General features: G+C 72.8%; 13 protein-coding genes. 7 read left to right on the top strand and 6 right to left on the bottom strand.

Features of this window, described 5'->3' with window-relative positions:
* The first annotated feature begins 24 nt into the window (after nt 1-24).
* From murJ to Q0588_RS06910, 3 genes are all read left to right on the top strand, one after another.
* Nucleotides 25-1731 (top strand): murein biosynthesis integral membrane protein MurJ, encoded by a 1707-nt coding sequence (gene murJ, locus Q0588_RS06920; protein WP_298744985.1) that lies wholly within the window; start codon nt 25-27, stop codon nt 1729-1731.
* Between the two features lie 41 nt (nt 1732-1772).
* On the top strand, nt 1773-2816 hold the full coding sequence (gene trpS / locus Q0588_RS06915; RefSeq protein ID WP_298744984.1) for a tryptophan--tRNA ligase: 1044 nt from the start codon (nt 1773-1775) through the stop codon (nt 2814-2816).
* 110 nt (nt 2817-2926) lie between these two features.
* Complete coding sequence (locus Q0588_RS06910) at nt 2927-3571, top strand: GNAT family N-acetyltransferase (protein WP_366872707.1); 645 nt, start codon at nt 2927-2929, stop codon at nt 3569-3571.
* 297 nt (nt 3572-3868) lie between these two features.
* Here the strand turns inward: Q0588_RS06910 and Q0588_RS06905 are convergent, their stop codons facing one another.
* Complete coding sequence (locus tag Q0588_RS06905) at nt 3869-5290, bottom strand: RsmB/NOP family class I SAM-dependent RNA methyltransferase (RefSeq protein WP_298744980.1); 1422 nt, start codon at nt 5288-5290, stop codon at nt 3869-3871.
* On the bottom strand, nt 5290-7278 hold the full coding sequence (locus tag Q0588_RS06900) for a potassium transporter Kup (RefSeq protein WP_298744978.1): 1989 nt from the start codon (nt 7276-7278) through the stop codon (nt 5290-5292). The genes Q0588_RS06905 and Q0588_RS06900 overlap by 1 nt, the downstream gene beginning before the upstream one ends.
* A 151-nt stretch (nt 7279-7429) precedes the next feature.
* Here Q0588_RS06900 and Q0588_RS06895 point away from each other — a divergent pair, with 151 nt between their 5' ends.
* Nucleotides 7430-7900 (top strand): Rrf2 family transcriptional regulator, encoded by a 471-nt coding sequence (locus Q0588_RS06895; RefSeq protein ID WP_298744976.1) that lies wholly within the window; start codon nt 7430-7432, stop codon nt 7898-7900.
* Between the two features lie 11 nt (nt 7901-7911).
* Nucleotides 7912-8718: an SDR family oxidoreductase gene (locus Q0588_RS06890; RefSeq protein ID WP_298744974.1), complete on the top strand. Its 807-nt coding sequence runs from the start codon at nt 7912-7914 to the stop codon at nt 8716-8718.
* 6 nt (nt 8719-8724) lie between these two features.
* Here Q0588_RS06890 and Q0588_RS06885 read toward each other — a convergent pair whose 3' ends face one another.
* Complete coding sequence (locus Q0588_RS06885; protein ID WP_298744972.1) at nt 8725-9423, bottom strand: MarC family protein; 699 nt, start codon at nt 9421-9423, stop codon at nt 8725-8727.
* A 104-nt stretch (nt 9424-9527) separates the two neighbouring features.
* On the opposite strand from Q0588_RS06885, the gene pyrF reads away from it, so the two are divergent.
* Entirely contained in the window at nt 9528-10244 is a 717-nt protein-coding gene (gene pyrF / locus Q0588_RS06880; protein ID WP_298744986.1) for an orotidine-5'-phosphate decarboxylase, read from the top strand.
* Here the strand turns inward: pyrF and Q0588_RS06875 are convergent, their stop codons facing one another.
* The 3 genes from Q0588_RS06875 to Q0588_RS06865 all read right to left on the bottom strand — a co-directional run bounded on the left by Q0588_RS06875 (nt 10245) and on the right by Q0588_RS06865 (nt 11952).
* Nucleotides 10245-11078, bottom strand: a complete 834-nt coding sequence (locus tag Q0588_RS06875; protein WP_298744970.1) for a hypothetical protein — start codon at nt 11076-11078, stop codon at nt 10245-10247. It abuts the gene before it with no gap.
* A gap of 125 nt (nt 11079-11203) precedes the next feature.
* Entirely contained in the window at nt 11204-11665 is a 462-nt protein-coding gene (locus tag Q0588_RS06870) for a hypothetical protein (RefSeq protein ID WP_298744968.1), read from the bottom strand.
* Between the two features lie 59 nt (nt 11666-11724).
* Nucleotides 11725-11952 carry a succinate dehydrogenase assembly factor 4 gene (locus Q0588_RS06865; RefSeq protein ID WP_298744966.1) on the bottom strand — a complete coding sequence of 76 codons (228 nt, stop codon included), beginning with the start codon at nt 11950-11952 and terminating at the stop codon, nt 11725-11727.
* An 86-nt stretch (nt 11953-12038) separates the two neighbouring features.
* On the opposite strand from Q0588_RS06865, the gene Q0588_RS06860 reads away from it, so the two are divergent.
* A partial coding sequence (locus tag Q0588_RS06860; RefSeq protein WP_298744964.1) for a M48 family metalloprotease occupies nt 12039-12778 on the top strand: 740 nt, incomplete at its 3' end.

The following is a 12778-nucleotide window of genomic DNA, read 5'->3' as shown; positions in this document are numbered from 1 at the left end:
GCAAAAATGGTCTAAGGCGCTGACATGGCCGACCCGTCCAAGCCTGAACCGGAACCCCTCGAAGCCGCGCCGCCGGTGCCGTCGGCGTCGGGAACGTCGGAGCCCCTCGTCCAGCCGCCGGCCTCGGCGACCACCGCGCGCGGGGGCGGCGGGATGATGCGCAACTCGGCCATCTTCAGCGGCCTGACCCTGGTCAGCCGGCTGGCCGGCTTCGCCCGCGACATCGTCATCACCGCGGCGCTCGGGGGCTCGGTCGGACCGGCGGCGGACGCCTACAACACGGCCCTGAACTTCCCCAACCTGTTCCGCCGCATCTTCGCCGAGGGGGCCTTCGCCGCCGCCTTCGTGCCGGCCTATGCGCGGACGCTGGAGGCCGAGGGCGAGACGGCGGCCGACAGGGTCGCGACCGACGCCCTGGCCGCGGTCGCCTTCGCCACCGTGGCGCTGACCGTCGTCGCCCAGCTGGCCATGCCGTGGCTGATGACCGTCATCAACGTCGGCTTCCTCGACGATCCGGCGCGCTTCAAGCTGGCGGTGATCCTGACCCAGATCACCATGCCCTACCTGCCGTGCATGGCCATCGCCGCCCTGCTCTCGGGGGTGCTCAACGCGCGCGGGCGGTTCATCGTCTCGGGCGCCTATCCGATCCTGCTCAACCTGATCATGCTGGCCGCCGTCATCCCGGCCCGGGGGGACCAGGTCGGCGCGGCCCATGCGGCGTCCTGGGCGGTGCTGGCCGCGGGCGTGTCGCAGGCCGGCCTGTGCTGGTGGGCGGCGCGCCGGGCCGGGGCCAACATCCGGCTGGCGCTTCCGACCCTGAGCCCGGCGGTCAAGGCCATCATCATCACCGCCATCCCGGCCGCGATCGGCAATTCGGCGACCCAGATCAACGTCTTCATCTCCGGCAACCTGTCCAGTTTCGTGGCCGGCGGGCGGACCTGGCTGGCCACGGCGGACCGGCTCTACCAGCTGCCGCTGGGCCTCGTCGGCGTGGCCATCGGCATCGCCCTGCTGCCGCGCCTGTCGCGCGCCGTGGCCTCGAAGGACCACCAGCAGCAGCAGGCCTCGATGGACGAGGCCCTGATCCTGTCGATGGCCCTGACCCTGCCGGCGGCGGCGGCGCTGATGGCCATGCCCTATTTCCTGATCGACGCCCTGTTCACGCGCGGGGCCTTCCTGGCCTTCGACGCGGTCAACACCGCCGGGGCCCTGTTCCAGTTCGGCTGGGGCGTGCCGGCCTTCGTGCTGATCCGCATCCTCGCCCCGGCCTTCTTCGCACGGGGCGACACCCGCACCCCGATGGCCTTCGCCCTGGTGTCGGTGGCGGTCAACGCGGGCCTGGCCATCGGCCTGTTCGCCCTCGGCTGGGGGGTGGCGGGGATCGCCGCGGCGGTGTCGGGCGCGGCCTGGACCAATGTGCTGCTGCTGGGCGGGGCGCTGTGGCGGCGGGGGCTGTACCGGCCCAGCCTCGCGGCGCTGTCGCGGCTGGCCCGGATCGCGGCGGCGGCGGCGGGGCTGGCGGTGGTGGTCGGGATCGCGGCCGCGCTGAGGCCGCGCATCGAGGCCCCGGTGGCGGCCCTGCTGGCCGGCCTGGGAACGGCCCACGGGGTCAAGGAGGCGGCCCTGCTGCTGGTCACGGCGGCCGGCGGCCTGACCTATGCGGCCCTGGCCTTCGCCACCCGGGCGGTGACCGTGGCCGAGGTCCGCGGCCTGATCCGGCGCTCACGCTAGTTCCGGTTGCCCTGACCGTCGCGGTGGGGCATTTGCCACCTATGTCAGACGCGTCCTCCGCCCCCGCCGCCTACGCCGGCCCACGCCGCATCCTCAGCGGCATCCAGGCCTCCGGCGCCCTGCATCTCGGCAACTACCTGGGGGCCCTGAAGCGCTTCACCCAGCTGCAGGACACCGGCGCGCCCTGCTTCCTGTTCGTGGCCGACCTGCACGCCATCACCGTCTGGCAGGACCCGGCCCTGCTGACCGCCCAGACGCGCGAGATCGCCGCCGCCTATCTGGCCTCGGGCCTCGATCCGGCGCGCTCGGTGATCTTTCCGCAGTCGGCGGTGCGGGCCCATTCCGAGCTGGCCTGGATCCTCAACTGCGTGGCCCGGCTCGGCTGGCTCGACCGGATGACCCAGTTCAAGGAGAAGTCCGGCAAGCACAAGGAGCGGGCCTCGGTCGGCCTCTACACCTATCCGGTGCTGCAGGCGGCCGACATCCTGCTGTACAAGGCCACCGAGGTGCCGACCGGCGAGGACCAGAAGCAGCACCTCGAGCTGACCCGCGACATCGCCGCCAAATTCAACTCCGACTTCGGCGTCCCGGGCTTCTTCCCCCTGCCCGAGCCGCTGACCCAGGGGCCGGCCCCGCGGGTGATGAGCCTGCGCGACGGGGCGGCCAAGATGTCCAAGTCCGACCCGTCGGACCAGAGCCGCATCAACCTGACCGACGACGCCGACTCCATCGTGGCCAAGATCCGCAAGGCCCGGACCGACCCGGCGCCGCTGCCGGAGACGGTCGAGGGGCTGGAGGACCGGCCCGAGGCCAGGAACCTCGTCACCATCTACGCGGCCCTCGCCGACGAGACCCGCGAACAGGTGCTGCGCGAATGGGGCGGCAAGGGCTTCGGCGCCTTCAAGCCGGCCCTGGCCGAGCTGGCCGTGGCCTCGATGGCCCCGGTCACGGCCGAGATGCGCCGGCTGATGGACGATCCGGCCGAGATCGACCGGGTGCTGAAGGACGGGGCCGGACGCGCCGCCGCCATCGCCGAGCCGGTCGTCGACGAGGTGAAGAGGATCGTCGGCTTCTGGCGGGCGTAGGCGCGGTTTTCGGACCCGGCGCCGGCGGACCCTCTGGCCAACGGCGACGGCTGGCCTAGTTAGGGGTCATGCCTCTGAACCACCCTCTCGACCGCCCGGTGTGGAGCGCCTTGACGAGCCGGCAGGCGCCCCTGGCGCTCGGCGACGGGCGGGCGCTGCGCTTCGATCCGGACTACGCCCTGTTCGCGGCGGCGGCGGATGACTCGGTCGAGGCCGTGGAGGCGTTGGCGGCGCTCAACGTCTCGCCGAACGGCATGGGACTGGTCGAGGCCGGCGACAGGCCGTTGCCGCCGGGCGCGAAGGTGCGGGCCCGGGCCGCCTGCGTGCAGATGGTCGCCGCGTCGCTGAACGGCGGCGGCGGGGAGGTCGCCTTCGAGGCGCTGGGCGAGGCCGAGGCGGCGGAGATGCTGGCGCTGGCGACGCTGACCGCGCCCGGGCCCTTCTTCGAAAAGACCCACCGGCTGGGCCCCTTCATCGGGGTGAAGCGGGACGGCCGGCTGGTGGCCATGGCCGGGGAGCGGATGCGGCCGGACGGCTTCACCGAGGTGTCCGGCGTCTGCACCCATCCGGAGTTCCGCGGCCGCGGCTACGCCGGGGCGCTGATGCGGGTGGTGACCCGGCGCATTCTCGAGCGCGGCGAGCAGGCCTTCCTGCACGCCTATGCGTCGCATGCGGCGACCATCGCCCTGTACGAGACGCTGGGATTCCGGGTGCGGACCCGGGTCACCTATACGGTGCTGGACGGGCCGGCCTGACCCTCGCCGGAAGGTGCGGGATGGCAGGGTTCTGGCGTCCGGCCGCTGGCGTTTCGCGCCTTGTCATCCCGGACGCCGCGCAAGCGGCGATCCGGGACGGCATGCGCCCATCACCACCTCCCGGAAATCGCGGCGGCGATTGTCCGGGAGACGGGCGGCCGTCGCACTGTATTCTGACGCGTCTCCCGGATAGCTGCTGACGCAGCTTCCGGGAGGATTATATTTGCGCTCAACCGTCCCGGCTCTCCGCTTCGCTACGGCCGGGATGACAAGGCTGCTTCGCTGTCGAACGAGGGCCTACGCCCGGTCCAGCCGGGCGATGAAGAAGCCGTCCAGACCGCCCTTTTCGGCCCACATCGACGGCAGGACGCGCAGCCAGCCTTCGGGGGTCAGGGCCTCGTCGGGCGCGCCGAGATCGGCGGGGACGGCGGGGGCGGTCCGGAAGGCCGGGTTGCGGCGCAGGAAGGCGATCACCTGGGTCTCGCCCTCCTCGCGCTCCAGCGAACAGACGCAATAGACCAGCCGGCCGCCCGGCCTGACCCGTTCGGCGGCGGCGTCGAGCAGCCGGTGCTGGACGTCGGCCAGCCTGGCCACGTCGGCGGGTTTGGTGGCGCGCAGGACCTCGGGATTGCGGCGGAAGGTGCCGGTGGCCGTGCACGGGGCGTCGAGCAGGACCGCGTCGAAGGTGCGCGGATCGTCCCACGCCTCGGCGGGGGTGACGACGATCTCGGCGGCCAGGCCGGTGCGGGCGAGATTGGCGCGCAGCCGGTCCAGCCGCTTGTCCGAGCGGTCCAGGGCCACGACCGCGGCCCCGGCGGCGGCCAGCTGCAGGGTCTTGCCGCCGGGCGCGGCGCAGAAGTCCGCCACGGCCTCGCCGGGCTTCGGGGCCAGCAGCCGGACGGGGACGGCGGCGGCGGCGTCCTGCACCCACCAGATCCCGTCCTCGAAGCCGGGCCAGCCGGCCACGTCGCCGCGCCGGCCGGTGCGGATCGTGCCGCCCGGCAGCGCCTCGCCCTCGACGGCCGCGGCCACGGCGGCGGAATCGACGCCCGGCTTGAGGCTGAGATCGGTGGCCGGCTCCTCGCGCGTCGCCAGCGCCAGTCCGGCCAGGGCCGGCTCGCCCCAGGTCGCCCGCCAGCGGGCCGCCAGCCAGTCGGGCAGGTTGGACTCGGCGGTGGTCAGGCCCGGCCCCTCGCGTTCGACGCCGCGCAGCACGGCGTTGACGAGGTTTTTGTAGGGCCGGGTCTTCGGATCGCGCTCGGCCAGCTTGACCGCCGTGGACACCGCCGCGAAGGCCGGCGTCCCGAGCACCAGGGTCTGGGCCAGGGCGATGCGCAGGAGGGTGCGCACGGCCGGCGGCGGGGCCTTCTGCAGGCGGCGGTCGAGGATCTGGTCGATCTCGCCGAGGCGGCGCAGGGCGGCCATGGCCACGGCCCGGGCGAAGGCGCGGTCGGGGCCGGCCAGGGCGGCGACCTCGCGGAACGACAGGGCGGCGTCCAGCCCGCCGCGGCCCTCGAGCGCCGCATTGAGCAGCACGCCGGCGGCCAGCCGCGCCTCGACGCCGGCCTCAGGGTCCGCCGACGTCGGGGGTCGAGGGGCGAGGGAGGCCTCAGCCTCCGCGGGCTGGCGCGGCCCGCGCGACTTCTCGGCCATGCGGCGGCCGCGCGCGGCGGAGCTTCGACCCTCGCCCCTCGCCCCTCGACCCTCGACCCTCGCCATCACACCGACACCTGGGCGCCGAGCTCGACCACCCGCCCGGGCGGGATGTGGAAGAAGTCGGTCGGATTGGCGGCGTTGCGCATCAGGAAGATGTACAGCCGGTCCTGCCACAGCGGCATGCCCTGGGCCGCCGAGGCGACGATGGAGCGCCGGCCGAGGAAGAAGCTGGTCGACATGATGTCGAACTTCAGCCCCTGCTGCTTGCGGCAGAGGTTCAGCGCCTTGGGCACGTTGGGCCGCTCCATGAAGCCGTAGGTGATGACCAGCTTCTTGAAGTCGTCGGAGATCGGCTCGATCCGCACCCGGTCGGCCTCGGCCACGCGCGGCCGGTCGGCGGTGCGGACGGTGAGGATGATGTTCTTCTCGTGCAGCACCTTGTTGTGCTTGAGATTGTGCATCAGGGCCACCGGGGCGATGTCGGGGTCCGAGGTCAGGAAGATGGCCGTGCCCGGGGCCCGGTGCGGCGGCCGGGCCCGCAGCATCTCGATCAGGTCGGCCAGCGGCAGGCTGTCCTTGCGGGTCTTTTCGGTGAGGATCTGGGTGCCGCGCACCCAGGTCCACATGATCAGGACCAGGGCCGCGCCGAGCACCAGGGGCAGCCAGGCGCCGTCCGGAATTTTCAGGGCGTTGGAGCTGATGAAGACGAGGTCGAGCAGGGCCAGCGGCGCCAGGGCCGCCAGCGACAGCGGCAGGGACCAGTTCCACATCCGTCGCAGGATGAACCAGGCCAGCAGGGTGTCGACGAACATCGCGCCGGTGACCGCGATGCCGTAGGCCGAGGTCAGTTGCGACGAGGTCGGGAACAGCACCAGCAGGACCAGCACGCCGGCCATCAGGAACATGTTCACCGACGGCACGAAGATCTGGCCCGCCTGGGTCTCGCTGGTCGGGCGGATGTCGATGCGCGGCAGCAGGCCGAGCTGCACCGCCTGCTGGGTCAGGGAGAAGGCGCCGGTGATCACGGCCTGGCTGGCGATGCAGGCGGCGGTCGTGGCCAACAGGATCACGGGCCAGTAGATCGCCTCGGGGATCATGCGGAAGAACGGGTTCTCCACCGCCGCGGGATCCGACAGCACCAGGGCGCCCTGCCCCATATAGTTGAGGGTCAGGCTGGGCAGCACCACGAACAGCCAACCCGCCCGGATCGGCGCCTTGCCGAAATGGCCCATGTCGGCGTAGAGCGCCTCGGCCCCGGTCACCGCCAGGAAGACGCTGCCGAGGATGACGAATCCAAGAAAACCGTTGTCGATTAGGAACAGCACCCCGTAGTGGGGCGACAGGGACCGGAAGATCGAGGGGTCGTCGAAGATGTGCAACAGCCCCAGCCCGGCCAGCACGACGAACCACGCGAGCGTGAGGGGTCCGAAGAAGCGCGCCACGCTGGCCGTTCCCTTGGACTGCACCAGGAACAGGGCGATCAGAATGCCGGCCGAGATCGGCACGACGAACGGACTGAGGGCGTCGCCCATGCCGGGAGCGTCCTTCAGCCCCTCGATCGCGCCGACCACCGAGACGGCCGGGGTGATGACGCCGTCGCCGTAGAACAGGGCCGCGCCGCAGACGCCGAGCAGGAAGATCAGGCCCGAGCGCCGGCCGACGGCGCGCTGGGCCAGGGCCATCAGCGCCAGGGTGCCGCCCTCGCCCTTGTTGTCGGCCTTCATCAGAAAGACCACATATTTCAGGGTCACCACCAGGATCAGGGCCCAGAACACCAGCGAGACCACGCCGAGCACGGCCAGTTCGGCGGTGCCGCCGCTGCGGCTGTGGTGCAGCGCCTCGCGCATGGCGTAGAGCGGACTGGTGCCGATGTCGCCGAACACCACGCCGATGGCGCCGATGATCAGGCCCCATTTGCCCGCCTTGACGTGACCGCCTTCGCCCGCCGCCGCGGGGTGCGGGTGGGCCGGGGCGACGGACCTGTCCTGGGGCTTCGGGGGGTTCGCGGCGGCGGGCTTGCCGTCTTCACCTTGGGGAGGGGCCCCGACCATGAAGTGCCTCCGGGACGCCGCACGGCGCGGTTCCCCTCAAACGAGCGGCGAGCCTTTAGGCCCTTTCACCCGGCGGTTCAATCGTCGGCCCGACGGCGCGCGACGGCCGGTTTGTGAAACCCGCGCCGCCGTCCTATCCTGGGCGGGCGCCATGTCCGACAGTCAAAGATTTCCCGTCGCCGCCCACGCCCTGGCCTATCTGGCCCACAAGGGCGCCTATTCGCCGGCCGCGGCCGCGCCCAGCGCGGTGCTGGCCGCCTCGGTGCCGACCAATCCGGTGGTGGTGCGGCGGGTCACGGCCCTGCTGGCCAAGGCGGGGCTGATCGCCACGCGGCCCGGGGCCTCGGGCGGAGCCTGGCTGCTGCACCGGCCGGAGGCCATCACCCTGGACCGGGTGCTCAGGGCGGTGAACGGCTGCGCCCACCTCGGCTCGCCGCCGGCCGGGGCCAGCGGCTGTCCGGTCAGCACCCACATCCCGCGCCAGGTGGCCAAGGCCCTGACCGCCGCCGACCGGGCCGCGGCCGAGGCCCTGTCGAAGATCACCATCGCCGACCTGCTGGCCGAGGACCCGCCGTCGCTGGCGGCCTTCGCGCCGCCTTCCGCCTGTCCGGCCGCGGCCTGAGCGGGGCCGGCGTGAGGTCCGGCGTCCGCCGAACGGTCCTGGTCACGGGGGCCTCGGCCGGCATCGGCGCGGCCCTGGCCCGGACCTATGCGGACAACGGCCGGGACCTGGTCCTCACCGCCCGGCGCGAGGGACCGCTGCAGGCCCTGGCCGGGGAGCTGGCGGCCCGCGGCGCGGCCGTGGCCGTGATCCCGCAGGACCTCGCCGACCCGGCCGCGCCGCGCCGCCTGTTCGAGGCGGTCGGGGCGCGGGGCCTGACCGTCGACGGACTGGTCAACAACGCCGGCTTCAGCCGCGCGGCGGGCTTTCTGCGCACCGACCCGGAGGCCCAGGCGGCGATGATCCGGGTCATGCTCACCGCGCCGGTCGAACTGGCCCGGCTGTTCGCGCCCGGGATGGTCGAGCGCGGCTACGGCCGCATCCTCAACGTCGCCTCCCTGGCCGGGCGGATGCCGGCCACCGGCGGCGACACCCTGTACGGGCCGGTCAAGTCGTTCCTGATCAAGGCCTCGCAGGGCCTGCATCTGGAGCTGCGCGGGACCGGGGTGCACGTCACCGCCCTGTGCCCCGGCTACACCCTGACCGAGTTCCACGACGTCAACGGCACGCGGGCCGAGGTGTCGGCGGCCTACCCCGGCTGGATGTGGCAGACGGCGGACCACGTCGCCCGCGTCGGCTACGCGGCCTGCGAGGCCAACCGGCCGAGCGTCACGCCGGGCGTGACCAACAACCTGCTGGCCGGCCTCGCCAAACACCTGCCGGACCGGCTGGCCCTGGCCATGGTCGGCGGCCACGCCCGGCGGCTGAAGCGGATCTGACGCCGCTCAGCGCCCCCCGTCCGGATAGGGCGCGGTCACGGCGCCGCTGAACATGCCGGGGATGGCCTCGGACAGGCCGAGCAGGATGAACTGGACGGCCAGGGCGCACAGGATCAGCCCCAGGACGCGCACGATGATGGCCATGCCGACGTCGCCGAGCAGCCGGCTGATCGGACCGGTGGCGGCGAAACAGGCGAAGGTGGCCAGGCCCGCCGCGCCGATGGCGACGAGGCCGGCCGCCTGGCCGGCCGGGCCGATACGGGCGGCCTCGCCGGCCTGGATGATGATGGTCGAGATGGCCCCGGGGCCGATCAGCAGGGGCATGGCGAAGGGCACCACCAGCCGCTGGAAGCGCCGCCGGGCGTAGCCGCGCACGTCGCGGGCGTCGGCCGCCGCGTCGGCGTCGGCGAACATCTTGAGGAAGTCGCCGCGGGTCATGTCGAGGCCGAGCAGCAGCAGCAGGACGCCGCCGGCGATGCGGAAGGCGGCCAGCGAGATGCCGAAGAACTGCAGCAGGGCGAGGCCGGTGAAGAAGAAGAAGGCCAGGAAGGCGACGATGAACAGGCAGATCAGCACCGACACCGACAGCCGCTGGCGCAGCGAGGCTCCGGCGGTCGCCGCCGCGAAGATCGGGATGTTGCCGATCGGATCGACGAGGGCGAACAGGGCCACGAACAGGTTGACGCCCAGATCGACCGCGTTCATGTGCTGACCTCGCCCCGCCGATTCACCCGTCTGCGGCCATCAAGGCTGACGGCCGCGCGCGCGTCCAGTCCTGATCGACGCGAAGGAGCGCCGCCATGACGCCGATGCTGACCGATCCGCGCCTGATCGTCGGTCTCGACCTGCCCTCGGTCGAGGCCGCCCGGGCCATGGTGGCGCGGCTCGAAGGCACGATCTCGGCCTGGAAGGTCGGCCTGACCCTGCTGGCCCGGCCGGGCGGCGTGGCCTTCGCCCACGAGCTCAAGGCGCGGGGCCTGACCGTGTTCCAGGACTGGAAGCTGCACGACATCGGCGCCCAGGTCGAGGGCGCGGCCCGGGCCGTGGCCGAGGGCGGCTGCGACCTGCTGACCGTCCACGCCGAGCCGCAGGTGATGCGCGGCGCGGTCAGGGGGCGCGACGCGGCGGGGTCGGACATGAAACTGCTGGCCGTGACCGTTCTGACCAGCCTGTCCGACGCCGACCTGGCCGAGCTGGGCTACGGCCTCACGGTCGCCGACCTGGTCGAGCGGCGGGTGCGGCAGGCGCTGGACTGCGGCGTCGACGGGGTGGTCTCGAGCCCGCTGGAGGCGGCGCGCGTCCGCCGGCTGGCCGACGAGGCCGGTCGGCCGGACTTCCTGATCGTCACCCCGGGGGTGCGGCCCGAGGGCGCCGACCGGGGCGATCAGCAGCGCGTGGCCACCCCGCGCGCGGCCCTGCAGGCCGGGGCCACCCACCTGGTCGTGGCCCGGCCGGTGGTGGAGGCGGACGATCCCCTGCTGGCGGCCTCGGCGATCGTCGGGTCGATCGTCGGCCCCGCGTCCTGATCAGCCGCGCTCGCCGGGCTCCTGCCGGTACTGCTGGCGCGGCGGGGCGTCGTGGCGCGGCCGGTGCGGGCGGGCCGGCCGCGGGGCCGGACGCTCGTAGCGCGGCGGCTCGGGCAGGTAGGGCGGCGGATAGGGCGCCGGCTCGCGGCAGTCGCAGTTGGCGCGGCCGTCGATATAGCCCCGCTCGTAGTCGCCGATGCCGTAGTCGGCGTCCTCGTCGCGTCCGCGATGGTCGTAGGCGCCGTACTCCTCGTACCCCTCGAAGCTCCCGTATTCCTCGTAGCTTTCATAACTCTCGTACGACCGCGCCTCGTAGCTGTCGTGACGCTCGCTGTAGCCGTAGCGGCCGCCCCGGTCGGAACCGTGGTCGTCGTACCCGACATGGCCGCCGCAGGAGGGCGGGCGGCGCCCGTCGCGGCCGAAGCCGGTGACCACATAGCCGAACGGGGCGCTGGCGCAGGCGAGGACCCGGCGGTCGATGTCGTAATAGACCGGGGCGCCGTGGCCGTAGCCGCCCATGTCGCCGCCGTAGCCGCCGCCGACATAGACCGTCCCGCCGCCGAAGCCGCGGCCCCGGATTCCGCCGACGTCATAGAGGCGGGCGTTGAGGTGCGAGGTCGCGGAGGCCCCGGCGAAGGCCCGGGCGGCGGCGTTCACATTGACGTTCACATTGTGCGAGCCGCCCCCGTGCCCGCAGCACGGCGGCGGCGGCGGGCGGTGGTCGCAGCAGGGCGAGGGTGGCGGGCGGTGACCGCCGCCCCCGGGCTCGCCGGCGAGGGCGGGCCCGGCCGCGAGGAGAGCGACGGCGACGGCGGAAAGGGTTAACACGCGCATGACACGGACTCCGATGCAGGAGCCGTTCTAAGTCACTGGAAAGAAAAGGGTTCGGAATGCATCGAAGGGGCGAAATCCGGCCCCTCGCATTCCCCGGGCGGCGTCAAAATTAACCCTGATGGCCTTCAGCGGTCATAGAGATAGACGTCGCCGCAGCCGCAGTCGCGGTCGTGGCGGTGGTCGCGGCGGTCACGGTCGTGACCGCGCGCCGACGGATGCCGGTCGTCATTGTAGCCCCAGACGTCGCGGTAGCCCTGGTGGGGGCGGGGCTGGCGCCGGCCGTAGCCGTAGCGGCCATGATCTTGGCGACCGTAGCCGTGGCCATAGCGGCCGTGATCGTAGCCATGGCGACCGCCGTACCCCCGGCCGTACACCGGGGCGGGAACATGGACATAGGCCTGATCGGTGTAGCCGTCGGCCCGGCGGCCGGTGGTGACGTAGGACCGGGTCTCGACCTCGGACAGGGGCGTGCCGCCGACGACATGGCCGTAGGGGGTGACATAGACCGGCTGACCCCAGGCCTGGGCCGAGGCCGCGCCGGCGAGACTGCAGAGGCAAGCGACGGCGGCGGCGAGGGGACGGATCATGGCGGCGAAACTCCTGTGCGACAGGGTTAACGCCGTTCGCCGGCCGCGGTTCTGCGGCGTCAGAAATCGACCGCCAGGCCCTTCTTCTCCCAGTCGCCGTAGCGGGTCGGCTCGGGGCCGCGCGGGCCGCCGTGCTCGGGCTGCAACGCCGGGCCGGCTGCGGCCGCGCGACGTTCCGCCGCCTCCAGCAGGGCGCGCCGGGCCGCTTCGCCGAGCCGGCGCTCGGGCGTCGCGTGCGGCACGTCGGCATTGAAGGCGGGGCGGTCGGAGGTGGGATGATCGGTCACAGCGCGGGCGTCTTGAGCGGGGAGGCGGGACTCCACAAGTTAGGGCGCGACGGCCTTTCGCGCCAGCGACCGAGTTTTCACCGACCATGAACCACCTGAAGACCTTCACCCTGCTGGCCGCGCTGACGGCGCTGTTCGTCGGCCTCGGCTGGCTGATCGGCGGGACCACCGGCATGCTGATCGCCCTGGTCTTCGCCGGCGGCATGAATCTGTTCAGCTACTGGAACGCCGACAAGATCGTGCTGCGCATGTATCGCGCCCAGCCGGTCGACGAGAGCCACCCCAACGCCGTGGTGCGCGCCTATGTCGCCGACGTGCTGCAGATGGCGAAGGGCGCCGGCCTGCCGCGCCCGGTGGTGGCCATCATCCCCAACGACCAGCCCAACGCCTTCGCCACCGGCCGCAATCCGCAGAACGCCGCCGTCTGCGCCACCACCGGCCTGCTCGACATGCTGACCCGCGAGGAGATCCGCGGCGTGATGGCGCACGAACTGGCCCATGTGAAGAACCGCGACACCCTGACCATGACCGTCACCGCCACCGTGGCGGGGGCGATCGCCGCTCTCGCCAATTTCGCCCTGTTCTTCGGCGGCGGCGACGATCGCGAGCGGCCGGGCGGCCTGATCGGGACCCTGGCCCTGATGATCCTCGCGCCGATGGCGGCCGGCCTGGTGCAGATGGCCATCAGCCGGACCCGGGAATACGAGGCCGACAAGGTCGGGGCCGGGATCGCCGGCGACCCGGCGGCCCTCGCCTCCGCCCTGCAGAAGATCGAGACCTATGCGAAGCGCATCCACAACCCGACCGCCGAGCGCAATCCGGCCTC

Source organism: uncultured Brevundimonas sp. (assembly GCF_937870815.1).
GTDB lineage: Bacteria > Pseudomonadota > Alphaproteobacteria > Caulobacterales > Caulobacteraceae > Brevundimonas.
The sequence above is the reverse complement of the archived record's forward strand: the minus strand, read 5'-3'. Positions and strand labels throughout refer to the sequence as shown.

What these genes read in the sequence shown, in the direction of transcription:
- murJ (WP_298744985.1), top strand. Translation starts at nt 25, where the DNA reads ATGGCCGACCCGTCCAAGCCTGAACCGGAACCCCTCGAAGCCGCGCCG.
- trpS (WP_298744984.1), top strand. Translation starts at nt 1,773, where the DNA reads ATGTCAGACGCGTCCTCCGCCCCCGCCGCCTACGCCGGCCCACGCCGC.
- Q0588_RS06905 (WP_298744980.1), bottom strand. Translation starts at nt 5,290, where the DNA reads ATGGCGAGGGTCGAGGGTCGAGGGGCGAGGGGCGAGGGTCGAAGCTCC.
- Q0588_RS06900 (WP_298744978.1), bottom strand. Translation starts at nt 7,278, where the DNA reads ATGGTCGGGGCCCCTCCCCAAGGTGAAGACGGCAAGCCCGCCGCCGCG.
- Q0588_RS06895 (WP_298744976.1), top strand. Translation starts at nt 7,430, where the DNA reads ATGTCCGACAGTCAAAGATTTCCCGTCGCCGCCCACGCCCTGGCCTAT.
- Q0588_RS06885 (WP_298744972.1), bottom strand. Translation starts at nt 9,423, where the DNA reads ATGAACGCGGTCGATCTGGGCGTCAACCTGTTCGTGGCCCTGTTCGCC.
- pyrF (WP_298744986.1), top strand. Translation starts at nt 9,528, where the DNA reads ATGCTGACCGATCCGCGCCTGATCGTCGGTCTCGACCTGCCCTCGGTC.
- Q0588_RS06875 (WP_298744970.1), bottom strand. Translation starts at nt 11,078, where the DNA reads ATGCGCGTGTTAACCCTTTCCGCCGTCGCCGTCGCTCTCCTCGCGGCC.
- Q0588_RS06870 (WP_298744968.1), bottom strand. Translation starts at nt 11,665, where the DNA reads ATGATCCGTCCCCTCGCCGCCGCCGTCGCTTGCCTCTGCAGTCTCGCC.